The organism is Paragemmobacter straminiformis, from assembly GCF_014243445.1.
Lineage (GTDB): Bacteria > Pseudomonadota > Alphaproteobacteria > Rhodobacterales > Rhodobacteraceae > Paragemmobacter > Paragemmobacter straminiformis.
On the sequence record NZ_JACLQD010000004.1, the window covers coordinates 75,952 to 102,212 of the forward strand.

The window sequence follows — 26,261 nt, forward strand, 5'->3', positions numbered from 1 at the left end:
GCCCGCCCGCCTTCGCTACCTAATCAGGGGCAAGACGACCGAAAGGGGCAGGTTATGGCCGAAGTCACGATCCGCGATCTCAAGAAGATGTATGGTGGGCTGCAGGTGATCCACGGCCTCGACCTCGATATTTCTGACGGGGAATTCGTGGTGCTGGTCGGCCCTTCGGGCTGCGGGAAATCGACGCTGCTGCGCATGATCGCGGGGCTCGAGGAGATTTCGTCGGGCAAGATCAGCATCGGTGACCGGCTGGTGAACAACCTGCCGCCGTCCGAGCGCGACATCGCCATGGTGTTCCAGAACTACGCGCTTTACCCGCACAAGACGGTGGGGGCCAATATGGGCTTTCCGTTGAAGATGCGCGGCATGGACAAGGCCGAGATCGACAGCCGCGTGGCCCGGGCTGCGGAAGTGCTGGGGCTGACACCCTATCTTGCGCGCTACCCGCGCGCGCTTTCGGGCGGGCAGCGGCAGCGCGTGGCGATGGGCCGCGCCATCGTGCGCGATCCGCAGGTGTTCCTGTTCGACGAACCGCTGTCGAACCTCGACGCGAAATTGCGGGTGCAGATGCGGACCGAAATCCGCGAGTTGCACCAGCGGCTCAAGACGACGACCGTCTATGTGACCCACGACCAGATCGAAGCCATGACCATGGCCGACAAGATCGTGGTGATGCAGGGCGGGCGCGTGGAACAGGTGGGCGCGCCGCTCGAGCTTTATGACCGTCCGGCCAATATCTTCGTGGCAAGCTTCATCGGCTCGCCCTCGATGAACATGATCGAGGGCGTGGTGCAGGGCGGGGCCGTGCGGGCCGGTGGCGCGGTGCTGCCCCTGCCGCCCGGGTTGGCCGTGGCCGAGGGGCGCGAGGTGATATACGGCATCCGTCCCGAGAACCTCGGGCTGGCGGCGGCGGGGATGCAGGGCACGGTGGCGGTGGTCGAACCCACGGGATCGGAAATGCATGTGGTGATCCGCATCGAGGGGCGCGAGTTGACGGCCGTGTTCCGCCAGCGCGTCACCCTGCGCCCCGGCGAGGCCGTGACGCTTGCCCCGGTCGAGGCGGGCGAGGTGCATCTGTTCGACAAGGCCAGCGGTATGCGCTTCTGACGGCGGCTTGACCCGTCGGGCAGGGCGCGTCAGGGTCGGGGAAAATTCGGGGAGGAACGGAATGCTGAAGGGGATCGACAACCGGCTGAACGCCGAGGTGTTGGGGTGCTTGCGGGCGATGGGGCATGGCGATGTGCTGATCCTGTCGGATACGAACTTTCCGGCCGACAGCATCGCGCGGGACACGCAGCTTGGCTATCTTTTGCGGATGGAGAACCTGACCGCGGCCGAGGCCACGAATGCGATCCTGTCGGTGCTGCCCCTCGACACGTTCGTCGATGATTTCGCCGGCCGGATGGAGATGGTGGGAGAGCCTGCCACCGTGCCGCCCGTGCAGGCCGAGGTGCAGGCCGAGATCGACGCCGCCGAAGGCAAGCCGCGCCCGATGATCGGTATCGAACGGTTCGCCTTTTACGACATGGCGCGGCAGGCCTATGCGGTGATCCAGACGGGCGAGCGGCGCTTTTACGGGTGTTTCATGTTCCGCAAGGGCGTGATCCCGCCGGAGGAGTAAGCCCATGCCCGCCAATACCGCCGCAAATCCCATCGTCATCCTCGGGATCTTCGTCGCCGACACGGCCTATCGTGCCGAACGCCAGCCCAAGATGGGCGAGACGATCCTTGGCACGTCCTTCGTGCTGGGGCCGGGGGGGAAAGGGTCGAACCAGTCGGTCGCGGCGGCGATGGCGGGGGGGGATGTGACCTTCATCACCCGCCTTGGCAAGGATGCCTTTGCCGATATCGCCCGCGCGACCTGGGCCAAGGCGGGGGTCAAGGCCTCGGTCACCGAGGATGCGGAAAGCTACACGGGGGCGGCCTATATCTTCATCGAGAACGCCACGGGCAACAATGCGATCATCGTGGCCGCAGGGGCTGCGGGGCGGATTTCGGTGGCCGATGTCGAGGACCGCGCCGCGATGATCGGCGGGGCCAAGGTGTTCATCACGCAGCTCGAGCAGCCCATTCCGGCGGCCAAGCGCGCCTTGGAGATCGCGCGGGCGGGCGGGGCGCGGACGATCCTGAACCCCGCGCCGGCTGCGACGCTGGGCGACGATATCCTTGCCTTGTGCGATTTCATCACGCCCAACGAATCCGAGACCGAAAGCCTGACGGGCCTGCCCGTGACGACCCTTGCCGAAGCCGAGCGCGCGGCCGATGCGCTGCTGGCGCGCGGGGTGGGGGCGGCGATCATCACGCTGGGCGAAAAGGGCGCGCTCTATCGGGACCGCAGCCGGTCGGTGCATGTGCCTGTGATCAGCGCGGGTGCCGTGGTCGAGACCACGGGCGCGGGCGATGCCTTCAACGGCGGTTTCGCGGTGGCGCTTTCGGAAGGGCGCGACGTGGTCGATGCCGTGCGCTTCGGCTGCGCCACGGCGGGGATTTCGGTGACCCGCGCCGGAACCGCGCCCGCGATGCCGTCGCGGGCCGAGATCGACGCGCTTCTGGCGAAACTCTAGCGCGGACGAATTTTCTGCGAAAATTCGAGGGGGGCCGCCCCCCCCCCCCCCCCCCCCCCCCCCCCCCCCCCCCCCCCCCCCCCCCCCCCCCCCTCGCGGCGCTGCCGCTCACCCCCCGAGGATATTTGGACATGTGTGAAGGGGGACCGGACGATCCCCCCCCCCCCCTTCATCCTTGCCGAAATACTCGCAGGGGGTTCGGGGGGCGGCAGCCCCCCGTTTGGTCTGAGCAGATATTCAGGCGTTGACAGATTGCCCGCGTTGGCTTTCACCATCACAGCCATGAGAGAGCCCGAACTTATCATATTCGACTGCGACGGCGTGCTGATCGACAGCGAGGTGATCTCGGCCCGCCAGCTGATCGCCGAGTTGAAGGGCTACGGGGTCGAGATGGACATGGCCTTTGTCAGCCGCCATTTCCTTGGCCGGTCCTATCCTGTCGTGTTGAAAGAGGTGCGCGACCGTTGGGGCGTGGCCTTGCCCGAGCGGTTCGAGGCCGACTACCGCGCGCGCCTGCTGGCGGCCTTCGAGCGGGATTTGCAGCGGATGCCGGGGGTGGTGGACACCATCGGCGCCTTGCGCTTGCCCTATTGTCTGGCGACCTCGTCCAGCCCCGAGCGGATGCGCAAGAGCCTCGAGATCACGGGCATGACGGCGCTTTTCGAGGGGGTGGCCTTTACCGCGTCGGAGGTGGCGCGCGGCAAGCCTGCGCCGGATCTGTTCCTGCATGCCGCAGGCCGGATGGGTGTGGCGCCCGAGGCCTGTGTCGTGATCGAGGACAGTCTGAACGGCGTTCGGGCGGGTCTGGCGGCGGGGATGCGGGTCTGGCGTTTTACCGGTGGCAGCCATATGGCGGGGCTTGACCTGACGCCGCCGGATGATGCCGTGGCCGAGGCGACCTATGACAGTTTCGCGGCCCTGCGGGCGGCGCATCCGGCGCTGTTCCGCGCTTCCCATGAGGTAATCTGATGCTCTCGCCCGAAATCGAGCCGAGCCAATCCGACGATGCCGCCCGTGCGGGCTGGCTGTATTACGTCGCCGGAATGACGCAGGACCAGATCGCGCGCGAGTTGGGCGTGAGCCGCCAGCGGGCGCAACGGCTGGTCAGCCGCGCGATGGCCGAGGGGTTGGTGCATGTGCGCATCGAGCATCCGATCGCGGCATGTCTGGAGCTGGAGCAGGCCCTGACCGACCGTTACGGGCTGACGCGGGCGCGGGTGGCGCCGGGGCTGGGTGCGGGGGCCGATGCGGTGCGGGCCATCGCGCCGGCGGCCGCGCAAGAGCTGGAGCGGTTTCTGGCGATGTCCGAGCCTTTGGTCATCGCGCTGGGCACGGGGCGGGCCTTGCGGGGGATGGTCGATTCCCTGACCGGGCTCGATGCGCCGCAGCACCGTCTGGTGTCGATGATCGGCAATATCGCCCCCGACGGGTCGGCGAGTTTCTTCGATGTCATCATGCGGATCGCCGACAAGGTGCGCGCGCCGCATTATCCGATGCCGATGCCGGTGATTTCCGCCACGCGCGAGGAATTCATGGCCTTCACCGCGCTGGGGCCCATCCGGCAGGTCCGGCAACTGGCCGAGCGGGCGGATGTGATCTTTGTGGGGGTGGGGCAGATGGGCGATGACGCGCCGCTGCTGGCCGACAAGTTCATCACGCGCGCCGAGTTGACGGCGCTGCAGAAGCGCGGGGCCATCGGCGAGATTGCGGGATGGGTGTTCGACGCCGAGGGGCGCTATCTCGAAAGCCCGGATGACACGCGGTTGGGCGGGGTGCGGATCGATCCGCGCCTGCCCCGTCCGGCCATCGGCGTGGCGGCGGGGGCGTCGAAAGTGCCCGCGATCCGTGCCGCGCTCAAGGCGGGAATCCTGAACGGGATCGTCACCGACGAATCATCCGCGCGGGCGATTCTGGCGCAGGGCTGACCGCCCCCTTGCTGCAACGCAGCATTTTCAGGGACTTGCAGGAAAAATATGGCGCCGTCGGAACCCGACGGGCCTTTGTGCGTTGACGTCCGTTTTGTGGGCGGAATTTTTGCCCGCCTGCTGAATTTTCGCTCAACAAGTCACTTGACTTGAAGGGGGGCGATATGAGTAATTGCTCGTCAGGCGATGAAATGCTCAGTCGCTTGTTAGGGAGGACTACCCATGAAAATGACTTACCGTGCCCTTTTGGGCGCGTCGGTCGCGGCTTGCCTTTCGGGCGCTGCGCTGGCCGAAACCACCATCACCGTGGCGACCGTCAACAACGGCGACATGGTGCGCATGCAGGGCCTGATGGACGACTTCTACGCCAAGCACCCCGACATCAAGGTCGAGTGGGTGACGCTGGAAGAGAACATCCTGCGCCAGAACGTCACGACCGACATCGCGACCGGCGGTGGCCAGTATGACGTCATCACCATTGGCACCTACGAGGTTCCGATCTGGGCAAAGCAGAACTGGCTGGAAAGCCTGAACGACCTGCCCGCCGACTATGACATCGACGACCTGCTGCCCGCGATCCGCGGCGGTCTGACGGTGGACGGCAAGCTCTATGCCTCGCCCTTCTACGGCGAGTCGTCGTTCCTGAACTATCGCAAGGACCTTGCCGAAAAGGCCGGGATCACCATTCCCGATGCGCCGACCTGGGACGACATCAAGGCCGCAGCCGCCGCGATGACCGACAAGGACGCGGGCATCTACGGCATCTGCCTGCGCGGCAAGGCCGGCTGGGGCGAGAACATGGCCTTCCTGACGACCATGGCCAACAGCTATGGCGCGCGCTGGTTCGACGAGAACTGGCAGCCCCAGTTCGACCAGCCGGAATGGAAAGCGGTCATGACCGACTATGTCGAGTTGCTGACCAAATACGGCCCGCCCGGCGCGTCGAACAACGGCTACAACGAAAACCTGACGCTGTCGCTGCAAGGCAAGTGCGCCATGCGGATGGACGCCACGGTTTCGGCCGGTGCGCTGACCGATCCGGCGCAGTCCGAGTTCGCGGACAAGGTGGGCTTTGCGCTGGCACCCGACGCGGGCCTTGGCAAGCGGGCCAACTGGCTTTGGGCATGGTCGCTGGCGGTTCCCGCCTCGTCCGACGCGAAAGAGGCCGCCAAGACCTTCATCAACTGGGCGACGAACAAGGACTACATCGCTCTGGTCGCTTCGAAGGAAGGCTGGCGCAATGCACCTCCGGGCACCCGCACCTCGCTTTATGCGAACCCGGAATATGCGGCGCTGCCCTTTGCCAAGATGACCATCGACTCGATCAACGCGGCTGATCCGACCAATCCGGCCACCAAGCCGGTGCCCTATGTCGGCGTGCAGTTCGTCGCGATCCCCGAGTTCGCGGGCCTTGCGACCAGCGTGGGCGAAGTCTTCTCGGCGGCGCTTGCCGGACAGAAGACCGTGGACGAGGCGCTTGCCGAAGCCCAGACGCTGGCCGTCGATGAAATGACCGCTGCGGGCTACATCAAGTAAGAAGCATCTCCGGGCCGGCTCCCACGGCCCGGAGAGGTAAGGACGGCTTGCGGACCGGCGTGTCCGGTCCGCAAGCCCGCCGTTCCGGATCCGGCCCGAAGGCCATTTCCTTGCGCCCCTGTTGTCGTTGGTTTCATCCGCGTCGCTTCGACGGCACCCTTGGCATCGCCATCTGACACCGGAGACCCTTTCGCATGTCCACACATTCCAGCCGCTTCGCCGCCCGTCTGATGGTGGCCCCGTCGGTCGCCCTGCTGCTGATCTGGATGATCGTGCCGCTGGTGATGACGATCTACTATTCGTTCCGGCTGTATCGGCTGGTCTCTCCGGACCGGACCGGCTGGACAGGGTTCACGAATTACACGTGGTTCTTCAAGTCGAGCGACTTCTGGCTGGCGATGGGCAACACGCTGGCGCTGGTGGGCGGGGTGCTGGCGATCACCGTGGTGCTTGGCATCGCCATCGCGCTGCTGATCGACCAGCCGGTCAAGGGGCAGGGGGTGCTGCGCATCCTTGTCATAGCGCCCTTTTTCGTGATGCCGCCGGTTGCGGCGTCGATCCTTGAAAACCTGTTCATGCATCCACAGAACGGGCTCTTCGCCGCCGTGTCGATCTATTTCGGGTCGGACCCGATCCTTTACATGCAGGACTATCCGATGTGGTCGGTGATCGGCATCGTGTCGTGGGAGTGGCTGCCCTTTGCGACGCTGATCCTGCTGACCTCGTTGCAGTCGATGTCGTCCGAGCAGTTGGAAGCCGCCGAGATGGACGGCGCATCCGCGCTGAGCCGGTTCCGCTATATCATCCTGCCGCACATGATGCGGGCGATTACCGTGGTGATCCTGATCCAGACGATTTTCCTGCTGGGCATTTTCGGCGAGATCTTCACCACGACGCAGGGCGGGCCGGGGTCGGCTTCGACGACGCTGCCCTATCTGATCTTCAAACAGGCCATCGTGGCCAAGGACATCGGGCGGGCCGCTGCGGGCGGGATCATCGCGGTGGTTCTGGCCAATATCGTCGCCATCTTCCTGATGCGTGGCATCGGCAAGCATCTTGATGCGTAAGGATTAGAGACATGGCACGCGCTGTAACCCCCCGCCGCATGATCCTGACCACCATCGCCGCCTGGGGCGTGGCACTGGTGATCGCCTTTCCGGTGATCTGGATGATCCTGACCAGCTTCAAGACCGAAGCCTCGGCTGTCGCCTCGCCGCCCGAGTTGATCGGGGCAAGCTGGACGGTCGAGAACTACGTCGAGGTCTGGTCGCGGTCGGATTACCCGCGCTTCTTCTGGAATTCGGTGGTGATTTCGGTCGGATCGACCCTGCTTGGTCTGGCGATTGCCATTCCTGCGGCCTGGTCGATGGCTTTCGTGCCGGGGAAAAAGACCAAAGACCTGCTGATGTGGATGCTGTCGACCAAGATGATGCCCGCCGTGGGTGTGCTGATCCCGATGTATCTGCTGTTCCAGCGGCTTGGGTTGTTCGACACCAAGATCGGGCTGGTGCTGGCGCTGATGCTGATGAACCTGCCGATCATCGTCTGGATGCTTTACACCTATTTCAAGGAAATTCCGGGCGAGATCCTCGAGGCCGCCCGCATGGATGGCGCGGCGCTGTGGAACGAGATCGTCTATGTGCTGACGCCGATGGCATTGCCCGGCATCGCCTCGACGCTGCTGCTGAACATCATCCTTGCCTGGAACGAGGCGTTCTGGACCATCACGCTGACCACCACCAAGGCGGCACCGCTTTCGGCGTTCATTGCCAGTTTCTCGGCCCCGCAAGGGCTGTTCTACGCAAAACTCAGCGCTGCCAGCACGATGGCGATTGCGCCGATCCTTATCCTTGGCTGGTTCAGCCAGAAACAACTCGTCCGCGGCCTGACATTCGGCGCGGTGAAGTGAGGGCGACATGGGCAAGATAGTTCTGAACAGGGTCAACAAGTCCTTCGGGGATGTGGCCGTCATTCCGGGGATCGATCTTGAGATCGAGAACGGGGAATTCGTGGTCTTCGTCGGGCCTTCGGGCTGCGGGAAGTCGACGCTTCTGCGGCTGATCGCGGGGCTGGAGGATACGTCCAGCGGCCGGATCGAGATCGACGGCAAGGATGCGACGACATTGCCGCCCGCCAAGCGCGGGCTGGCGATGGTGTTCCAGTCCTACGCGCTTTACCCGCATATGTCGGTGAAGAAGAACATCGGCTTTCCGCTGAAGATGGCCGGAATGGATGCGGCCGAGGCCGAGAAGCGCATCGCCAATGCGGCGCGCATCCTGAACCTGACCAATTACCTTGACCGCCGTCCGGGGCAGTTGTCGGGCGGGCAGCGGCAGCGGGTGGCCATCGGCCGCGCCATCGTGCGCGAACCTGCGGCGTTCCTGTTCGACGAGCCTTTGTCGAACCTCGATGCAGCACTGCGCGTGTCGATGCGGCAGGAAATCACCGAGCTGCATCAGACGCTAAAGACAACGATGATCTACGTGACGCATGACCAGGTCGAGGCCATGACCATGGCCGACAAGATCGTGGTGCTGAATGCCGGAAATATCGAGCAGGTGGGCAGCCCGCTGGAACTGTATCACCGCCCTGCGAACCTGTTCGTGGCAGGGTTCATCGGGTCGCCCAAGATGAACCTGATCGACGGGGCCGAGGCCATGAAGCACAACGCCACCACCATCGGCATCCGTCCCGAGCATCTGGATGTGCGGGCGGACGGGCCTTGGCAGGGGATTGTCGGGCTGGCCGAACATCTGGGGTCGGACACGTTCCTCAAGGTCACGGTCGAGGGGCTAGGCACATTGACGGTGCGCGCCACGGGCGAGGTGAGCTTGCGCCACGGCGACCGCATCGGGCTTTCGCCGCAACTGGAAAGACTGCACCGCTTCGGGGCGGACGGAAAGGCACTGGCATGAGGCTTCAGGGAAAAACGGCGCTGATCACGGGGGCGGCACGCGGCATCGGGCTGGAATTCGCGCGGGCCTATATCGCCGAGGGCGCGAAGGTCGCGCTTGCGGATATCAATGCCGAGGCGGTTGCCAAGGCGGCGGCAAGTCTTGGTCCGCAGGCGGTGGCCGTGCAGATGGATGTGACCAGACAGGACAGCATCGACGCGGGCTTTGCCGAGGCGATCGGCAAGCTGGGCAAGCTGGACATTCTGGTGAACAACGCCGCTCTGTTCACGGCGGCCCCCATCGTCGAGATTACGCGGGCCGATTATGACAAGCTCTTTGCGGTGAACGTGGCGGGCACGCTGTTCTGCCTTCAGGCGGCGGCGCGCCACATGATCGAACGCGGGCAGGGCGGCAAGATCATCAACATGGCGTCACAGGCCGGACGGCGGGGCGAGAGCCTTGTCGCGGTCTATTGCGCGACCAAGGCTGCGGTGATTTCGCTGACGCAAAGCGCGGGGTTGAACCTGATAAAGCACGGGATCAACGTGAACGCCATCGCCCCCGGTGTGGTGGATGGCGAGCATTGGGACGGGGTCGATGCCTTCTTTGCCAAGTATGAGGGCAAGGCGCCGGGCCAGAAGAAACGCGAAGTGGGTGCTGCGGTGCCCTTCGGGCGGATGGGCACGGCGGCGGACCTGACGGGGATGGCGGTGTTCCTTGCCACGGGCGAGGCGGATTACGTCGTGGCGCAGACCTTCGGCGTCGACGGCGGCAACTGGCTGGCCTGAGAATGGAACGGCTTGCGGGCAAAAAGGCACTTATCACGGGCGGGGCGCGGGGCATCGGCCTTGCGACCGCGCGGGCCTTTCTGGCCGAAGGGGCCGAGGTTTGCGTGGCCGACCTGCACCAAGCGTCGGTCGATGCGGCGGTGGCTTCGCTGGGGGCGGGGGCCTTTGGCATTGCCATGAACGTCGGCACCCAAGAGGGGATCGAGGCGGGTGTGGCCGCAGCGGTCGCGGCCTTGGGGCGGATCGATGTTCTGGTGAACAATGCGGGGGTCTATGACCTTGCCGCCATCGTCGACGTGACGCGCGAGAGTTACGACCGGCTGTTCGCAGTCAACGTGGCGGGGACGCTGTTCACGATGCAGGCGGTGGCCAAGGCCATGATCGCGGGCGGGCAAGGCGGGAAGATCATCAACCTTGCCTCGCAGGCGGGGCGGCGGGGCGAGCCGCTGGGGGCGGTCTATTGCGCGACCAAGGCGGCGGTGATTTCGCTGACGCAAAGCGCGGGGCTGAACCTGATCAGGCACGGGATCACTGTGAACGCAATCGCGCCGGGTGTGATAGAAAGCGACATGTGGGACCATGTCGACGCGCTTTTCGCCCGCGCCGAGGGCCTGGCCATCGGCGAGAAGAAGCGGCAGGTCGCGGCGGGGGTGCCGTTCGGGCGCTTCGGCACGGGCGAGGAAGTGGCGGCAATGGCTGTCTTTCTCGGCTCGGCGGATGCGGATTACGTGGTGGGCCAGACCTATGGCGTCGATGGCGGCAACTGGCTGGCATGAGGGGGCAGAGATGGACCGAGGGTTCTGTGACAGGCTTCGCCCCATGACCGGAACGGCGCTGCCGGTGCTGTCGAACGACGCATCGGCCGGATGCGCCGCGAATAACCGCATCGGCGGGCGCGACGCGCTTGCCGGTGCTTCCCCTTGCTCGCCCCGGGCGAGTTCTTGCACCGGCGCCACGGTCCTTGTGATCGCCGGGATGCCCAAAACCGTCTGAGGCTTACCATGACCCATACCGTCGATCTGCCTGCCTATGACCGTGCCAAGCTGACACCCGGCATCGTGCATATCGGCCTTGGCAATTTCCACCGCGCCCATATGGCGGTCTATCTCGACGATCTCTTCGCCAAGGGGCTGGCCCATGACTGGGCGATCCTTGGCGCGGGTGTGCGGGCCAATGACGCGCGGATGCGCGATGCGCTGCTGGCGCAGGACTGCCTGTCGACGGTGATCGAGCTTGACCCCTCGGGGCACAGGGCGCGGCGGGTGGGGGCGATGGTCGGCTTCATCGAGGTGCAGCCCGACAATGCGGCGCTGATCGCGGCAATGGCAGAGCCGGCAATCCGCATCGTGTCGCTGACCGTGACGGAAGGCGGCTACTACGTCGACCCCGCCACGGGGCGCTTCGATCCGACCCATCCCGATATCGTGGCGGACGGGGCCAATCCGGCCAAACCCGCCACGGCCTTCGGTGCGATCCTTGCGGCGCTGCGCATGCGCAAGGCGGCGGGTGTCGTGCCCTTTACGGTGATGTCCTGCGACAACCTTCCCGGCAACGGCCATGTGACCGAGGCCGCCGTGGTGGGGCTTGCCCGCCTGTCCGACCCCGCATTCGCCGACTGGGTGCAGGCCAATGTCGCCTTTCCCAATGGCATGGTCGACCGCATCACCCCCGCCACAGGCCCGCGCGAGCGGGCGATGGCGGCGAGGTTCGGCCTTGGCTCCGACCCCGTGCCGGTCACCTGCGAGCCGTTCCGGCAATGGGTTCTTGAGGACAGGTTCACCGCAGGCCGCCCGCCGCTGGAAGCGGTCGGCGTGACGCTGTCGGACCATGTCCATGCCTATGAGGTGATGAAGATCCGCATCCTGAACGGGGGGCATGCCATCATCGCCTATCCGGGCGGGTTGATGGGCATCGAATATGTGCATGAAGCGATGGCCGAGCCGCTGATCGCGGGCTTTCTGAACAAGGTCGAGCGCGAGGAGATCATCCCGATCATTCCGCCGGTGCCCGATACCGATCTGGGCGCCTATTACACGCTGATCCAGGAGCGGTTCTCGAACCCCGAGGTGGCCGATACCGAGCGGCGGCTTTGTCTGGACGGGTCGAACCGGCAGCCGAAATTCATCATCCCCTCGATTGCCGACAATCTGGCGCGGGGCGTGGTGCCGCGGGGGCTGATCCTCGAAAGTGCGCTGTGGTGCCGCTATTGCGCGGGCGTGGCCGATGACGGGGCGGTGATCGAGCCGAACGATCCCAACTGGGATCGTTTGCAGGCGGTGGCCAGGGCTGCGGCATCGGACCCTGCGGCCTGGCTGGCGATGGAGGACATCTATGGCGCGGTCGGGCGTGATCCTGCGGTGATCGCCTGTTTCGCGGGGTTCCTCGGGGATCTGGCGGCGCGCGGGACGCGGGCGGTGCTGGCCGATTTCATCGCCGGGTGATTGCGGGCGGCCGCAGCGCAGCCTAGCCTTCGGTCCGCAGACCGCGGCGCGGTCGGGTTTCGGGGGGCTTCGGGGTGCGGCGATGGATTTGACCGATCTGACGGCGGTTCGACTGGCGGCGCTTGTCGCGCAGGGCGAGGTTTCGGCGCGCGAGGTGGCCTTGGCGGCGCTTGCGCGGATCAACGCGGTCAACCCTGCGCTGAACGCGATCGTCGCGCCCTGCGAGGACGAGGCTTTGGCGGCGGCAGATGCGGTCGATGCGGCGCGTGCAAGGGGCGAGGCGGCCGGGCCGCTTGCGGGCGTGCCGGTGACGGTCAAGGTGAACGTCGACCAGATCGGCCATGCCACGACCAACGGCCTGCGGCAGAATGCGGGGCTGGTGGCCGACAGCGACAGCCCCGTGGTGGCGAACCTGCGCAAGGCGGGGGCGGTGATCGTGGGGCGGACGAACACGCCCGCTTTCAGCTTGCGCTGGTTCACGCGCAACAGCCTGCACGGCGCGACGCTGAACCCGCGCGCTGCGGGCCTCACGCCGGGCGGGTCCTCGGGCGGGGCGGGGTCTGCGGTGGCGGCGGGGATGTGCGCCATCGGGCATGGCACCGATATCGCGGGGTCGATCCGCTATCCGGCCTATGCTTGCGGCGTGCATGGGTTGCGCCCCTCGCTGGGGCGGGTGCCCGCCTATAACGCCACGGGGGCTGACAGGCTGATCGGCGGGCAGCTGATGGCGGTGTCGGGGCCTTTGGCGCGATCGGTGCCCGATTTGCGGCTGGCGCTGGCGGCGATGGCGGCGCCCGATCCGCGCGATCCCTGGTTCATCGCCGCCCCGCCCGAGGGGCCGCCCCTGCCGCGCCGCGTGGCGCTGTGCATGGCGCCTGACGGAATGGCGGTGGCCCCTGCGGTGCAGGCGGCGCTGCTGGCGGCGGCCGAGCGGTTGACGGCGGCAGGCTACGGGGTCGACGAGGTCGCCACCCCGCCTTGGGCCGAGGCGATGGCGGTGCAACTGCGCCTCTGGATGGCCGATATGCGGCACGGCGCGGCACAGGCGGTGCAGCGCGAGGCCGATCCCGACGCGCTTTTCGTTTATGACTGCCTGTGCCGGATCGTGCCGCCGCTGACGGCCGAGGTGCTGATGGAAACCCTTCAGGCCCGCGCGCGGCTGACGCGGCTTTGGCGTGGCTTTCTGGCGGATTGGCCATTGGTGCTTTGCCCGGTTTCGGGCGAGCCGCCCTTTCCCGATCATCTCGACGTCCTTTCCGAATCCGCTTTCCAGCAGGTGCTTGCCGCGCAGATGCCGCAGATCGCGCCGCCGCTGATGGGCCTGCCGGGGCTGGCCGTGACGACCGACCTGACAGGGCCGACCCCGATGGGGGTGCACCTGCTGGCCGACTGGCACCGCGAGGATGTGCTGCTTGCTGCGGGCGAGGTGCTGGGCGCTGTCGTGCCCCGGGCGTGAGCCTGTCCTGACCCCTTGGCTCTGCGGAGAGGTCGCACGGGGGGCCGTCTGCCCCCCGTCGCGCGCGGCGCGCGACTCCCCCCGAGAGTATTTTTGCAAAGGTGAAGCGGGCAGGTGTTTCCTGCTGCTTTCATGCTCGTTCAAATATCCTCGGGGGGAGGCGCGCTTTTGGCGCGCCCGGGGGGCAGACGGCCCCCCGTCGCTTTGGCGGGGGACGGGACGCCTGTTTTCGGATGTGCCGCAAATTTGGGCGAAGCGCCGCAAAGGCGGGCGATGTGGCGGGCAGGGGTCAGTGAAGGGTTCCGGCAGGACGGGCCGTGGTTGAGGCCCGGCGGGGCTTGGGCTTTGGCTGGGGCCAAGGGGAGCACCATGACCGCACAGGGGCCGATTTCAGCGATGCAGCGCAGCCGTGGCGAGGCTTTCGTCTCGTTTGCGATGGCGGGCGCGCGGTTGCGTCTGGGCGATCTGCGGCAGGCGGGATCGGCCAAGGCGATGCTGCCGCATGTGGGCGCGGTGCCGGAGGTGGTGTTCCTGAACACCTCGGGCGGGCTGACGGGTGGCGACCGCCTGTCCTATGGCGTGGCGCTGGGCGACGGGTGCCGCGCGGTGGCCACGACGCAGACGGCCGAGCGGGCCTATCTGTCAAACCAGGGTGCGGCGCGGGTCGAGGTGGCGCTGTCGGTCGGCGCGGGCGGCTGGATCGACTGGCTGCCGCAGGAAACCATCCTGTTCGACGGCTCGAACCTTGACCGGCGCACGCGGATCGACCTTGGCGCGGGGGCGGGATGCCTTGCGCTCGAGGTCGTGGTGCTGGGGCGTGCCGCGATGGGCGAGGTGGTCCGGAAGCTCGCCTTTCGTGACCGGCGCGAGATCTGGGCCGGTGGGCGGCCGCTGCATGTCGAACCGCTTGCGCTGGATGCGGCGGCGCTGGGCGCGGGGGCGGCCACACTTGGCGCGGCGCGGGCCTTTGTCAGCGTCGTGATGGTGGCCCCCGATGCGGGCGACCTGCTTGGCCCCCTGCGGGCGGTTCTGGACGGGGATGGCGTCGCGGCGGCGGCCTCGGCCTATGACGGGCGGCTGACGCTGCGGATGATGGCGGCCGATGGCTGGCCCCTGCGGCGGCAGATCGCGCGGGCTTTGTCGGTGTTGCGCCGGGGGGCGGCCTTGCCGCGTGTCTGGCAGATAGGGAGAGACGAATGAACCTGACCCCGAGGGAGAAGGACAAGTTGCTGATCAGCCTTGCCGCGATGGTTGCGCGCGGCCGTCTGGCGCGCGGTGTGAAGTTGAACCACCCCGAGGCGATTGCCCTGATCACCGATTTCGTCGTCGAAGGCGCGCGCGATGGTCGCTCGGTCGCCGACCTGATGCAGGCGGGGGCGCATGTGATCACTGCCGCGCAATGCATGGAGGGCATCCCCGAGATGATCCATTCCGTGCAGGTCGAGGCGACCTTTCCCGACGGCACGAAGCTTGTGACCGTCCATCACCCCATCCGCTGAAGGAGTGCCCCCATGGCCCGTATCGTCGCCCCGCTTTTCGCCCTGACCGCCACGCCCGCGCTTGCGCATCCGGGGTTCCACCCCAATCCGCATGGCGTCGAGTTCGGCTGGATCGCCGCGGCCGTCATCGGCGGGGTCGCGGCCTATCTGTTGCAATGGGTGCGCAAGTGATCCCCGGCGAGATCTTTCCGGCGGCGGGCGAGATCGTGCTGAACGACGGGGTTCAGGCGGTCAGGATCATGGTCGCCAACACGGGCGACCGTCCGGTGCAGGTGGGCAGCCACTACCATTTCGCCGAAACCAATCCCGGCCTTGCCTTTGACCGGGACGCGGCGCGGGGGATGCGGCTCGACATCGCCTCGGGCACGGCGATCCGCTTCGAGCCGGGCCAAAGCCGCGAGGTCTGGCTGGTGCCGCTGTCGGGCGGGCGGCGGGTTTACGGGTTCAACGGCAAGGTCATGGGCGATCTGTGATCGCCGGAAAGGAGAGGCGAGATGCCAGCAAGGATTTCCCGCGCGGCCTATGCCGATATGTATGGCCCCACCGTCGGTGACCGGCTGCGGCTTGGCGATACCGATCTGGTCATCGAGGTCGAGCGCGACCTGATCGCGGAACGTTCGTCGGCGCAGGCCAATGCGCTGCGTTACGGGGAAGAGGTCAAGTTCGGCGGCGGCAAGGTCATTCGTGACGGGATGGGCCAAAGCCAGATGACGCGCGCGCAAGGGGCGATGGATACGGTCATCACCAATGCGCTGATCGTCGACTGGACGGGCATCTACAAGGCCGATGTCGGCCTGCGCGACGGGCGCATTGCCAAGATCGGCAAGGCGGGCAACCCCGACACCCAGCCGGGCGTCGATGTGATCATCGGTCCGGGAACCGAGATCATCGCGGGCGAGGGGCGCATCCTGACGGCGGGGGGGATGGATGCGCATATCCATTTCATCGCCCCCCAGCAGATCGACGATGCCTTGCATTCGGGGCTGACCACGATGCTGGGCGGCGGCACGGGGCCGGCGCATGGCACGCTGGCCACCACCTGCACGCCGGGGCCGTGGCATCTGGGGCGGATGATACAGGCCGCCGACAGTTTTGCGATGAACCTTGCCTTTGCGGGGAAGGGCAATGCCTCGTTGCCCGCGGCGCTGGAAGAGCAGGTTCGGGCGGGGGCGTCCTGTCTGAAACTGCACGAGGATTGGGGGACGACGCCGGCGGCGATCGACTGCTGCCTGACGGTGGCGGATGCGATGGACGTTCAGGTGATGATCCATACCGATACGCTGAACGAGAGCGGTTTTGTCGAGAACACGCTTGCCGCCATTCGGGGCCGGACGATCCACGCCTTCCATACCGAGGGCGCGGGCGGCGGACATGCGCCCGATATCATCAAGGTCGTGGGCAGCCAGAACATCCTGCCGTCGTCGACCAACCCGACCATGCCCTATACCGTGAACACCATCGAAGAGCATCTCGACATGCTGATGGTGTGCCACCACCTTGACCGCAAGGTTCCCGAGGATGTGGCCTTTGCCGAAAGCCGCATCCGGCGCGAGACGATCGCCGCGGAAGACATCCTGCATGACATGGGGGCGTTTTCGGTGATCTCGTCGGACAGTCAGGCGATGGGACGGGTGGGCGAGGTGATCACCCGCACCTGGCAGACCGCGCACAAGATGAAACAGCAGCGCGGGCGGTTGGCCGAGGAGACGGGCGAGAACGACAATTTCCGCGTGCGCCGCTATATCGCCAAATACACCATCAACCCGGCGGTGGCGCACGGGCTGTCGCAGCACATCGGCAGCATCGAACCGGGAAAGCGCGCCGATCTGGTGCTGTGGTCTCCGGCCTTCTTCGGGGCGAAGCCCGAGATGGTGCTGATCGGCGGTTGCATCGTCGTGGCGCAGATGGGCGATCCCAACGCCTCGATCCCCACGCCGCAGCCGGTGTTCACGCGGCCCATGTTCGGGGCCTACGGGCGCAGCGTCGAGCGCAACGCGGTGGTCTTTGTCAGCCAGGCCGCGCAAGAGGACGATATCCGCCACAAGCTCGGCACGGCCAAGGAGACGCTGGCGGTGCAGGGCACGCGGGGCATCGGCAAGCGCGACATGCGGCTGAACGATGCCACGCCAAGTATCGAGGTGAACCCCGAAACCTACGAGGTGCGGGCCGATGGCGTGCTTCTGACCTGCGAACCGGCAAGGGAATTGCCGCTGGCGCAGCGCTATTTCCTGTTCTGATGCGCGGGCTGTCAGTGGGCGGTGCGGGCAATGACCCCCGGTGTCCGGCGGATGGGCCATCCGGGGCGCAGCGGGGCGGGTTCGGGCGCGACGGGCAGGGTATGGACAACGGTCTGGTGACTTTCGCGCAAATAGGCGGGATCGTTGCGGATCGCATCGGGCAGGGATGCGGGGTCGAAGGCCCGTGTCATGCTGTGGCTGATTTCCACGCGATAGAAGCGGCCGACCAGCGCGGCGAAGGGCGAATTTGCCAAACGGTGGCTGAGCAGCGCCTCGCGCCGTTCGAGGCGGGCGATTTCGGCGCGGATTTCGGCAAGTTCGTCAGCGGGGGGCAGGTGCTGCATCAGGTTTCTCCTGTTGGTGCTGGCCGAGCGTGGCAGCTGCCGGTTAACGGGCGGTTTCCGGCTCGCGAAAAGGTCGCCGCGACAGGGCAGGCGGGGGCTGATAGACTGCCATGACAGCGCATTTCGAAGGACACAGGCCCATGCCCGATCTTCCCCCCGCCCATCGTCTGATCCGCAAACCCGAAACGGGTGCGCGGGTTCCGTCCGGCCGCGTGGTGCTGGGCTATGACGAGCGTTTCCTGCGCCGCAAGCGGTTGATGACGGAAGATGACGAGGGGTTTCTGGTCGATCTGCCCGAAACCACGAGTGTGTCGGCCGGGGATTGCTTCGAGCTGCTCGATGGCCGCCTGATCGAGGTCGGCGCGGCGGCCGAGCCTGTGCTGGTGGTCACGGGGGAGAACCTTGCCCGTCTGGCCTGGCACATCGGCAACCGCCACACGCCCTGCCAGATCGGCGCGGACCGGCTGGTGATCCGCGACGACCATGTGCTCAAGGCCATGCTGGTGCAGTTGGGTGCGACGGTCGGTCATGCGATGGAGCCCTTTACCCCCGAGGGCGGTGCCTACGGGCACGGGCGCACGATGGGGCATGACCACGGCGGGCATGACCATCTGCGCGGTCCGGTGCTGACGCTGCCGCACGGGCTGGGCGGGCTGCATGTCCACCATCATGGCATGGTCAAGGTCGAGGACGAGCCCGAGGCACCCGACGAATGAGCGGTCTGCTGACGCTGGTGCAATGGCTTTCGCCCGCTTTTCCGACGGGGGGCTATGCCTTCTCGCACGGGATGGAGCAGGTGATCGCGGACGGGGTGATCCGGTCGGGCGATGACCTTGCGCTTTGGCTTGGCGCGATATTGCGGCACGGGGCGGGGCGGCAGGATGCCATCCTGCTGGCCGAGGCGCTGCGCGAGGGGGCCGACCATGTCGCGCTGGCGGGCTATGCCGTGGCGCTGGCGGCAAGCGCCGAGCGGTTGTCCGAGACATCGGCGCAAGGTGCTGCGCTGGCGCGGGCCGTTTCGGCGGTGACAGGGCGCGAGATCGGCGCAGGGCCGCTTCCGGTGGTGTTGGGGCAGGCGGCGGCGGGCCTCGGGGTGGCGCCTGTTCAGGTGATCGGGCTTTACCTGCATGCCTTCGCCTCGAACCTCGTCTCGGCCGCCGTGCGGTTCGTGCCGCTCGGGCAGAATGAGGGGCAGCGGGTGCTGGCGGGTCTGCACGGGCTGATCGAGGACCTCGCCGCCGAAGCGGCGGGGCTGGGGCTGGACGACATTGCGACCGCCGCCTTCGGGGCCGATCTGGCCGCGATGCGGCACGAGACGATGGATGTGAGGATTTTCAAGACATGAGCAAGAATGGCCCCCTGCGCGTCGGCATCGGCGGACCCGTGGGCGTGGGAAAGACCACGCTGACCGAGCAACTCTGCCGCGCCTTGGCGGGGCGCTGTTCGATGGCGGTGATCACCAATGACATCTACACCCGCGAGGATGCGGAATATCTGATGCGGGCGCAGGTGCTGCCGGTCGAGCGCATCCGGGGCGTCGAGACGGGCGGCTGTCCGCATACCGCGATCCGCGAGGATGCCTCGATAAATCTGGCGGCGGTGGCGGATTTGCGCGGGGCCTTTCCGGACCTTGACCTGATCCTGATCGAAAGCGGCGGCGACAATCTGGCGGCGACCTATTCGCCCGAATTGGCCGATATCACCATCTATGTGATCGACACGGCGGCGGGGCAGGACATACCGCGCAAGCGCGGGCCGGGGGTGACGCGGTCGGACCTGCTGGTGGTGAACAAGACGGACCTTGCGCCCTATGTGGGCGTGGACGTGGCGCTGCTGGAATCCGATACGCAAGTGGCGCGGGGCAAGCTGCCCTATGTCATGGCGCGGCTGCGGCAGGGCGTGGGGATCGACGCCATCGTCGCCTTCCTTGAACGCGAGGGCGGGCTGAAACTGCGCGATTCTGCCGCCGCCTGAGGCCGTTTTCCACCAGATGCGGGGCCGGGCCGATGTGCCCGGCCTTTTGCGTTTTCCGACCCAATCGGGGCCAAATCCGCCAGCGAGTCGCATCGGAGCGATGCAATCAGCGGCCAAAGATGCATCTTTGTGCGTTTTGCTGCGCAAATTTTAATCGAAAAACCCCGCTTTGCGCCCGGCGCTTTGCGGTAACGCCGCCGCGAGGTTGCCGCGATGCGGCGATGCGCGTCTTTTCGATGCTGACGGGTCTTTGGGCCTTGTCGGAACAAGATGTGCGAGGGGGGCCGATGTGGAAGTCCTGCCCCCCGCCGCACGGGGTGCAACCAGAGTTGCCTCCTGAAGATAGAGCCCCTTTCCGTATTTGGAAAGGGCGGCTTCGGGCGGCCCAGTGAGGGAAAACCTTATGAACGGATTCAAGGGAGTCATGCTGGCGGGGGCCTTGGGCCTTGCGTCGGCCGGAATGGCGCAGGCCGCCGACGACACGATCAAGATCGGCGTGCTGCATTCGCTGTCGGGCACGATGGCGATTTCGGAGACCACGCTGAAGGACACCGTCCTGATGATGATCGACGAGCAGAACAAGAAGGGCGGTCTGCTTGGCAAACAGTTGGAAGCCGTGGTCGTCGACCCCGCTTCGGACTGGCCGCTCTTTGCCGAAAAGGCGCGCGAGCTGCTGACCGTGGACAAGGTCGCCGTGATGTTCGGCTGCTGGACCTCTGTCAGCCGCAAGTCGGTGCTGCCGGTGGTGGAAGAGCTGAACGGGCTGCTGTTCTACCCCGTGCAATATGAGGGCGAGGAGTCCTCGAAGAACGTGTTCTATACCGGTGCCGCGCCGAACCAGCAGGCGATTCCGGCGGTGGACTATTACCTGAACGAACTTGGCGTGCAGAAATTCGCGCTGCTCGGGACCGACTATGTCTATCCGCGCACCACGAACAACATTCTGGAAAGCTACCTGATTTCGAAGGGTATCCCGAAAGAGGACATCTTCGTGAACTACACGCCCTTCGGCCATTCCGACTGGTCCAAGATCGTGTCCGACGTCGTGGCGCTGGGTGCCGACGGCAAGAAGGTCGGCGTGATCTCGACCATCAACGGGGATGCGAACGTGGGCTTCTACAAAGAGCTTGCCGCTGCGGGCGTGACGGCCGACAAGCTGCCGGTCGTGGCCTTCTCGGTCGGCGAGGAAGAGTTGGCGGGTCTGGATACCAGCAACCTTGTCGGCCATCTGGCGGCGTGGAACTACTTCCAGTCGGCGGATACGCCGGAGAATGCGGCCTTTATCAAGGAATGGCATGCCTTCATCGGCAATGACAAGCGCACCACCAACGACCCGATGGAAGCCACCTATATCGGCTTCAAGATGTGGGTTCAGGCGGTCGAGAAGGCCGGAACCACTGATGTCGACGCCGTGCGCGATGCGATGTACGGCCAAGAGGTTCCGAACCTGACGGGCGGCGTGGCCAAGATGCTGCCGAACCACCACCTGACGAAGCCGGTGCTGATCGGCGAGATCCAGGCCGACGGGCAGTTCGACATCATCAGCCAGACCGAGCCTGTCGCGGGCGACGCATGGACCGATTTCCTGCCGGAATCGGCGGTGCTGGAATCGGATTGGCCGGGCCTTGGCTGCGGGATGTACAACAAGGAAACCAAGACCTGCGTCCAGCTGAAGTCGAACTACTGATCTGACGGGGTGCGCGGCCTGCCGCGCACCCTGCATGACAGGGCAAAGCCGCGCGGTGCGTCCCTGCGGCTTTCGCCCCTCGCCCCCCACCTCTTTTCCTTTCCCTTTTGCCGTCGGGACATGATGCGCGCCCTTATCCTTGCCCTTTTGCTGGCCTTTTCCGCCATGCCCGTCCTTGCGCAGACCGCTGCCGAGATCGTGGCGGCGAATGCGGCGCAGATCGAGAAGCCCTCGCGCCAGACCATCGGGCCGGTGATCGAGCAACTGGCGGCAAGCGGTGATCCGCAGGCGGCGACGATCCTCGAGGCATGGGGCGACAAGCGGCTTGGCCTGCGCAAGGCGGACGGGGTGTTCTTCCTGATCGAAAAGACCGGCGACGGCTGGGCGCTGACCGCGCTGGACGGGACCGCCGCCGGAACCGCAGCCAAGGCGGATGTCACGGAATTGAAGCCCAACGCCGGTGTGCGCGGGCTGATTGCCACGGCGCTTGTGCAATTCACCCTGTCGGACCCTGACCGCGCCAAACGTGAGGCGGCGCTCGGGTCCATCGCGAAAGATCCCAAGGCCGAGGCACTTGCGCCGCTGGCGGCAAGCATAGGCGCCGAGGACGACCCCGTGCTGAAAGCGCAGAAAGAGCGGCTTCTGGGTCTGCTCGCCATCCGCTTCGGGGCGGATACGGCGACGCGGGTTGCCGCCATCGAGGGGTTCGGACGCGACCTGGGGCTTGATCTGCGCGCGGCGTTGAATCCGCTGGTTGCCACCACGCGGATCGCTTTTGCCAATGACCTGCCGGAGGGCGCGAACCTTGCCCGCGAATTGCGCGCGGGCCGCGAGCTGACCGAAGAGGAAGCCTATGACCTGCTGGTGGCTGGCGGACTTGCCCCCGCGCGGCTGACCGTGGCCGATGCCCGCAAGGCGCTGGTGGCGAACCTGAAGGACGGAGCGGTCGGAGGCGTGGCCCTTGCGGCGTTGGACAGCCAAGCCGAACGCGACCGCGCCTACAACGCGCTTGAAGCGGCGGGCACCGTGCCGCCAGCCGCCACCGATGCCGAGGTGACCGAGGCTGTCGCCCGGCATCGTTTCGCCGAGACCTATGCCGAACCCGACCCCGCCGTGACCGCCGCCGCCGAAGCGGCGCTTGCCAAGATCGGCACCAAGGTCGGCGCGATGCAGGGGGCGGACCTTCTGCTCGACGCGCTGTCGCTGGCCTCGATCTACTTCCTCGCGGCCATCGGTCTTGCCATCACCTTCGGCGTGATGCGCGTGATCAACATGGCGCATGGCGAATTCATCATGATGGGGGCCTATACCGGCTATGTGGTCCAGCAATGGATCACCAATTACACGCTGTCGATCATCGTGGCGCTGCCCTTGGCCTTTGCCGTGACCTTTGCCGCAGGCGTGGCGATGGAGCGTCTGGTGATCCGGCATCTTTACAAGCGGCCGCTCGAGACGCTGCTTGCCACCTTCGGCATCTCGATCGCGATGCAACAGCTGGCAAAGAACATCTTCGGCACGCAGGCGCGGCCGCTGACGGCGCCCGGATGGCTCGACGGGGCCTTGGTGTTCAACGACGTGGTCTCGATCAGCTACATCCGTATCGCGATCTTTGTCATGGCGATGCTGTTCCTGACCTTCTTCCTTTGGCTGATGAAGCGCACGCGGCTTGGTCTTGAAGTGCGGGCGGTCACGCAGAACCCGTCGATGGCGGCAAGCATGGGCATCGATCCCGACCGCATCAACATGCTGACCTTCGGCATCGGATCGGGCATCGCGGGCATCGCAGGCGTCGCCATCGGGCTTTTCGCCAAGGTGACGTCAGAGCTTGGCTCGGACTACATCGTGCAAAGTTTCATGACGGTGGTCGTGGGCGGGGTGGGCAACATCTGGGGTACGCTGGCCGGGGCGGTGCTGATCGGCACGCTGCAAAAGGGGATCGAGTGGTTCAACCCCTCGAACACGCTGGCCGCCCAGACCTATATGATCCTGTTCATCATCCTTTTCATCCAGTTCCGGCCACGGGGGATCATCGCCCTCAAGGGTCGCGCGGCGGGGGATTGAGCATGGCGCCTTTCCTTTCCGTCCTTAGATATCCCGGGGGTCCGGGGGCTGGCCTCTGGTCCGGCCAGAGTTCACAGACGCGGGTTTGCACATGAGCCGGTCCTTCCTTGCCAAGAACCCGTCGGTTCTGACCTTTCTTCTGGTGCTTGCGATCTTCACCCTGACGGTGACGATCCTGTCGGATGCCTATGGTCTGGCCTTTGTCTCGACCTCGTTCATCAAGACATTGGGCAAGACGCTGTGCCTGTGCCTTGTCGCGCTGGCGATGGACCTGATCTGGGGCTATGCGGGCATCCTGTCGCTTGGCCACATGGCCTTTTTCGCGCTGGGCGGCTATGGCTTGGGCATGTGGCTCATGTATGCGCGGACCGAGGAAATCGTGGTCGCGGCGCTGGCCCAGGACGTGATCCCCGCCACGGCCGAGGAAATCCGCCAAGGCATCGCCACGCAGATCTTCGGGGTGGTGGGCGCGTCCGAGTTCCCCGCGATCTGGGTCTTTGCCCATTCCTTCTGGCTGCAGATCGCCCTTGTGGTGCTGGTGCCGGGGGGGCTGGCGGCCGTGTTCGGCTGGCTGGCGTTCCGCTCGCGCGTGACGGGGGTTTACCTGTCGATCCTGACGCAGGCGATGACGCTGGCGTTGGCGCTTTACCTGTTCCAGAACGACTCGGGCCTTCGCGGCAACAACGGCCTGTCGGGGTTGCAGAACCTGCCGGGGCTGGACGGCGTGTCGCAGGACAGGCTGTCGGTCTGGTTCCTCTGGGGGTCGGCCCTCGCGCTGGGCCTTGGCTATGTGCTGCTTGCCTGGGTGGTGTCGGGCAAGTTCGGCTCGGTCATCCGCGCGATCCGCGACGACGAGCAAAGGGTGCGGTTTCTGGGCTATTCGGTCGAGGGCTACAAGCTGTTCGTCTTTACCCTGACGGCGGTGATCGCGGCCATCGCGGGGGCGCTTTACTACCCGCAGGCGGGGATCATCAACCCGGCCGAGCTTGCGCCCATCGCCTCGATCTACCTTGCGGTCTGGGTTGCCATCGGGGGGCGCGGGCGGCTTTACGGGGCGGTGATCGGGGCGGCCTTCGTGTCGATCGTGTCAAGCTGGTTCACCGGCGGGCGCGTGCCGGACGTGCCGCTGGGGTTCTATACGATCAGTTGGGTGGATTGGTGGTCGGTGGTGTTGGGCCTGTGCTTCGTGCTGGTCACGCTTTTCGCGCCCAAGGGAATCGGCGGCCTGTTCGATCTTGTGGCGGGCGTGCGGACCCCCGACCGCAAGGGAGCCGCACTTGGACCCGATGACGGGGCGCTGATGGAACGGGAGGCGCAGGAATGAGCGCGCTGCTTGAGGTTTCGGGCGTGTCGGTCAGCTTCGACGGGTTCCGCGCCATCAACAACCTGTCCTTCACCATCGGCCCCGCCGAGTTGCGGGCGATCATCGGGCCGAACGGGGCGGGCAAGACGACCTTCATGGACATCGTGACCGGAAAGACGCGGCCCGACGCGGGAACCGTCAGTTTCGGCGAAAAGTCGGTGTCGCTGCTTTCCTTGACCGAAGCCGAGATCGCCCGCGCCGGAGTGGGGCGCAAGTTCCAGCGGCCCACGGTCTTCGAGGACCAGACGGTGCATGAGAACCTGATCATGGCGTTGAAGGCGCATCGCAGCCCGTGGCGCGTGCTGGTCTGGCGCGAGGCGGCGGCGGACCGCGACAAGGTTGCGGCGCTGGCCGAAGAGGTGGGGCTGCTCGACGCGCTGCCGCGAAAGGCGGGCGAGTTGAGCCACGGGCAGAAGCAATGGCTCGAGATCGGGATGCTGCTGGCGCAGGAGCCGCGCCTCTTGCTGGTCGACGAGCCTGCGGCAGGCATGACGCTGGCCGAGCGCGAACATACGACGCGGCTTCTGGTCGACATGGCCAGAACCCGCGCCGTGGTCGTGGTGGAGCATGACATGGATTTCGTGCGGCGGCTGAACTGCAAGGTGACGGTGCTGCACGAGGGGGCGGTTCTTGCGGAAGGGTCGCTCGACCATGTCACGAAGAACAGCGACGTGATCGACGTCTATCTGGGGCGGGGCTGATGCTGGAAACCAAGGGACTGACGCTGCACTACGGCGGGTCGCAAATCCTGTACGGGATCGACATGGTGGCGCGGGCGGGCGAGGTGACCTGCATCATGGGGACGAACGGGGTCGGCAAGACGAGCCTTCTGAAGGCGCTTGCGGGCACGCATCCCCGTTCGGGCGGGCAGGTCCTGCTCGGGGGCGAGGCGCTGCCGAAGCTGCCCCCGCAGGGCATGGCCAGGCGGGGCCTTGCCGTTGTGCCGCAGGGGCGGATGATCTTTCCCTTGCTGACGGTGCGGGAGAATATGGAAACCGCCTTTGCCCTGCTGCCGCGCGCCGATCACCGGATACCGGACGAGATCTACGATCTTTTCCCCGTGCTGAAGGACATGGGCCACCGCAGGGGCGGCGACCTTTCGGGCGGGCAGCAACAGCAGCTTGCCATCGCAAGGGCGATGATCATGCGCCCGCGCGTGCTGTTGCTGGACGAGCCGACCGAAGGCATCCAGCCCAATATCATCCAGCAGATCGGACGGGTGATTTCCTATCTGCGCGGCAAGGGGGATATGGCGATCATTCTGGTCGAGCAGTATTTCGACTTTGCCTATGGGCTGGCCGACAGTTTCTATGTCCTCAAGCGCGGGCAGGTGGCGCTGTCGGGCAGCAAGTCCGCCCTGTCGCAAGAGGTATTGCGCCAGACGGTTTCGGTCTGAGCCTGTTCTGCCGGTCGCGGTGTTCGGCCCCGTGGCAGCGGGGGGCCAGCCCCCCGTCTCGCCAGGGCGAGACGCCCCCCGAAGTATTTCAGCAAT

The 26,261-nt window shown here is 66.1% G+C and carries 28 protein-coding genes; 27 read left to right on the top strand and 1 reads right to left on the bottom strand.

Features of this window, described 5'->3' with window-relative positions; translation table 11 throughout:
• The first annotated feature begins 54 nt into the window (after window positions 1-54).
• The 19 genes from H7F16_RS13745 to ureC all read left to right on the top strand — a co-directional run bounded on the left by H7F16_RS13745 (window position 55) and on the right by ureC (window position 17,340).
• A complete protein-coding gene (locus H7F16_RS13745; RefSeq protein ID WP_185798202.1) occupies window positions 55-1,107 on the top strand; it encodes an ABC transporter ATP-binding protein in 1,053 nt (350 codons plus the stop codon).
• 61 nt (window positions 1,108-1,168) lie between these two features.
• Complete coding sequence (locus H7F16_RS13750) at window positions 1,169-1,621, top strand: RbsD/FucU family protein (RefSeq protein WP_185798203.1); 453 nt, start codon at window positions 1,169-1,171, stop codon at window positions 1,619-1,621.
• A gap of 4 nt (window positions 1,622-1,625) precedes the next feature.
• Window positions 1,626-2,564, top strand: coding sequence for a ribokinase (locus tag H7F16_RS13755; RefSeq protein WP_185798204.1), 939 nt, complete (start codon window positions 1,626-1,628; stop codon window positions 2,562-2,564).
• A 282-nt stretch (window positions 2,565-2,846) separates the two neighbouring features.
• Complete coding sequence (locus H7F16_RS13760; RefSeq protein ID WP_185798205.1) at window positions 2,847-3,533, top strand: HAD family hydrolase; 687 nt, start codon at window positions 2,847-2,849, stop codon at window positions 3,531-3,533.
• Window positions 3,530-4,489: a sugar-binding transcriptional regulator gene (locus tag H7F16_RS13765; protein WP_185798524.1), complete on the top strand. Its 960-nt coding sequence runs from the start codon at window positions 3,530-3,532 to the stop codon at window positions 4,487-4,489. The genes H7F16_RS13760 and H7F16_RS13765 overlap by 4 nt, the downstream gene beginning before the upstream one ends.
• 222 nt (window positions 4,490-4,711) lie before the next feature.
• Window positions 4,712-6,025 carry an ABC transporter substrate-binding protein gene (locus H7F16_RS13770; protein ID WP_185798206.1) on the top strand — a complete coding sequence of 438 codons (1,314 nt, stop codon included), beginning with the start codon at window positions 4,712-4,714 and terminating at the stop codon, window positions 6,023-6,025.
• A 194-nt stretch (window positions 6,026-6,219) separates the two neighbouring features.
• Window positions 6,220-7,092, top strand: coding sequence for a carbohydrate ABC transporter permease (locus tag H7F16_RS13775; RefSeq protein WP_185798207.1), 873 nt, complete (start codon window positions 6,220-6,222; stop codon window positions 7,090-7,092).
• An 11-nt stretch (window positions 7,093-7,103) separates the two neighbouring features.
• On the top strand, window positions 7,104-7,934 hold the full coding sequence (locus H7F16_RS13780; RefSeq protein WP_185798208.1) for a carbohydrate ABC transporter permease: 831 nt from the start codon (window positions 7,104-7,106) through the stop codon (window positions 7,932-7,934).
• A gap of 7 nt (window positions 7,935-7,941) precedes the next feature.
• Complete coding sequence (locus H7F16_RS13785; protein ID WP_185798209.1) at window positions 7,942-8,940, top strand: ABC transporter ATP-binding protein; 999 nt, start codon at window positions 7,942-7,944, stop codon at window positions 8,938-8,940.
• On the top strand, window positions 8,937-9,707 hold the full coding sequence (locus tag H7F16_RS13790; RefSeq protein ID WP_185798210.1) for an L-iditol 2-dehydrogenase: 771 nt from the start codon (window positions 8,937-8,939) through the stop codon (window positions 9,705-9,707). Before H7F16_RS13785 ends, H7F16_RS13790 begins: the two co-directional genes overlap by 4 nt.
• Window positions 9,708-9,709: 2 nt before the next feature.
• Window positions 9,710-10,483: an L-iditol 2-dehydrogenase gene (locus H7F16_RS13795; protein ID WP_185798211.1), complete on the top strand. Its 774-nt coding sequence runs from the start codon at window positions 9,710-9,712 to the stop codon at window positions 10,481-10,483.
• 43 nt (window positions 10,484-10,526) lie between these two features.
• Window positions 10,527-10,700, top strand: a complete 174-nt coding sequence (locus H7F16_RS13800) for a hypothetical protein (protein WP_185798212.1) — start codon at window positions 10,527-10,529, stop codon at window positions 10,698-10,700.
• An 8-nt stretch (window positions 10,701-10,708) separates the two neighbouring features.
• Window positions 10,709-12,148 (top strand): mannitol dehydrogenase family protein, encoded by a 1,440-nt coding sequence (locus H7F16_RS13805; RefSeq protein WP_185798213.1) that lies wholly within the window; start codon window positions 10,709-10,711, stop codon window positions 12,146-12,148.
• Between the two features lie 82 nt (window positions 12,149-12,230).
• A complete protein-coding gene (locus H7F16_RS13810) occupies window positions 12,231-13,604 on the top strand; it encodes an amidase (RefSeq protein ID WP_185798214.1) in 1,374 nt (457 codons plus the stop codon).
• 369 nt (window positions 13,605-13,973) lie between these two features.
• Entirely contained in the window at window positions 13,974-14,804 is an 831-nt protein-coding gene (locus H7F16_RS13815) for an urease accessory protein UreD (RefSeq protein WP_185798215.1), read from the top strand.
• Window positions 14,801-15,103, top strand: a complete 303-nt coding sequence (locus tag H7F16_RS13820) for an urease subunit gamma (protein WP_185798216.1) — start codon at window positions 14,801-14,803, stop codon at window positions 15,101-15,103. Before H7F16_RS13815 ends, H7F16_RS13820 begins: the two co-directional genes overlap by 4 nt.
• A 12-nt stretch (window positions 15,104-15,115) precedes the next feature.
• Window positions 15,116-15,274 (top strand): peptidase M23, encoded by a 159-nt coding sequence (locus H7F16_RS13825; RefSeq protein ID WP_185798217.1) that lies wholly within the window; start codon window positions 15,116-15,118, stop codon window positions 15,272-15,274.
• A complete protein-coding gene (locus tag H7F16_RS13830; RefSeq protein WP_185798218.1) occupies window positions 15,271-15,576 on the top strand; it encodes an urease subunit beta in 306 nt (101 codons plus the stop codon). The genes H7F16_RS13825 and H7F16_RS13830 overlap by 4 nt, the downstream gene beginning before the upstream one ends.
• Before the next feature lie 21 nt (window positions 15,577-15,597).
• Window positions 15,598-17,340, top strand: a complete 1,743-nt coding sequence (gene ureC / locus H7F16_RS13835; RefSeq protein WP_185798219.1) for an urease subunit alpha — start codon at window positions 15,598-15,600, stop codon at window positions 17,338-17,340.
• A gap of 11 nt (window positions 17,341-17,351) precedes the next feature.
• Here the strand turns inward: ureC and H7F16_RS13840 are convergent, their stop codons facing one another.
• Window positions 17,352-17,684 (bottom strand): hypothetical protein, encoded by a 333-nt coding sequence (locus H7F16_RS13840; RefSeq protein ID WP_185798220.1) that lies wholly within the window; start codon window positions 17,682-17,684, stop codon window positions 17,352-17,354.
• Between the two features lie 140 nt (window positions 17,685-17,824).
• Here H7F16_RS13840 and H7F16_RS13845 point away from each other — a divergent pair, with 140 nt between their 5' ends.
• The 8 genes from H7F16_RS13845 to urtE all read left to right on the top strand — a co-directional run bounded on the left by H7F16_RS13845 (window position 17,825) and on the right by urtE (window position 26,165).
• Window positions 17,825-18,400, top strand: coding sequence for an urease accessory protein UreE (locus H7F16_RS13845; RefSeq protein WP_185798221.1), 576 nt, complete (start codon window positions 17,825-17,827; stop codon window positions 18,398-18,400).
• Complete coding sequence (locus H7F16_RS13850; RefSeq protein ID WP_185798222.1) at window positions 18,397-19,029, top strand: urease accessory protein UreF; 633 nt, start codon at window positions 18,397-18,399, stop codon at window positions 19,027-19,029. The genes H7F16_RS13845 and H7F16_RS13850 overlap by 4 nt, the downstream gene beginning before the upstream one ends.
• A complete protein-coding gene (ureG, locus tag H7F16_RS13855) occupies window positions 19,026-19,658 on the top strand; it encodes an urease accessory protein UreG (RefSeq protein WP_185798223.1) in 633 nt (210 codons plus the stop codon). Before H7F16_RS13850 ends, ureG begins: the two co-directional genes overlap by 4 nt.
• A gap of 403 nt (window positions 19,659-20,061) precedes the next feature.
• The gene (gene urtA, locus H7F16_RS13860; RefSeq protein ID WP_422121123.1) at window positions 20,062-21,345 is read left to right on the top strand and encodes an urea ABC transporter substrate-binding protein; all 1,284 of its coding nucleotides are present in this window, start codon (window positions 20,062-20,064) and stop codon (window positions 21,343-21,345) included.
• Window positions 21,346-21,465: 120 nt separating this feature from the next.
• A complete protein-coding gene (gene urtB, locus H7F16_RS13865; protein WP_422121124.1) occupies window positions 21,466-23,406 on the top strand; it encodes an urea ABC transporter permease subunit UrtB in 1,941 nt (646 codons plus the stop codon).
• 91 nt (window positions 23,407-23,497) lie between these two features.
• A complete protein-coding gene (gene urtC, locus H7F16_RS13870; RefSeq protein WP_185798224.1) occupies window positions 23,498-24,730 on the top strand; it encodes an urea ABC transporter permease subunit UrtC in 1,233 nt (410 codons plus the stop codon).
• The gene (gene urtD, locus H7F16_RS13875; RefSeq protein ID WP_185798225.1) at window positions 24,727-25,470 is read left to right on the top strand and encodes an urea ABC transporter ATP-binding protein UrtD; all 744 of its coding nucleotides are present in this window, start codon (window positions 24,727-24,729) and stop codon (window positions 25,468-25,470) included. The genes urtC and urtD overlap by 4 nt, the downstream gene beginning before the upstream one ends.
• On the top strand, window positions 25,470-26,165 hold the full coding sequence (gene urtE / locus H7F16_RS13880) for an urea ABC transporter ATP-binding subunit UrtE (RefSeq protein WP_185798226.1): 696 nt from the start codon (window positions 25,470-25,472) through the stop codon (window positions 26,163-26,165). The genes urtD and urtE overlap by 1 nt, the downstream gene beginning before the upstream one ends.
• Window positions 26,166-26,261 lie beyond the last annotated feature (96 nt).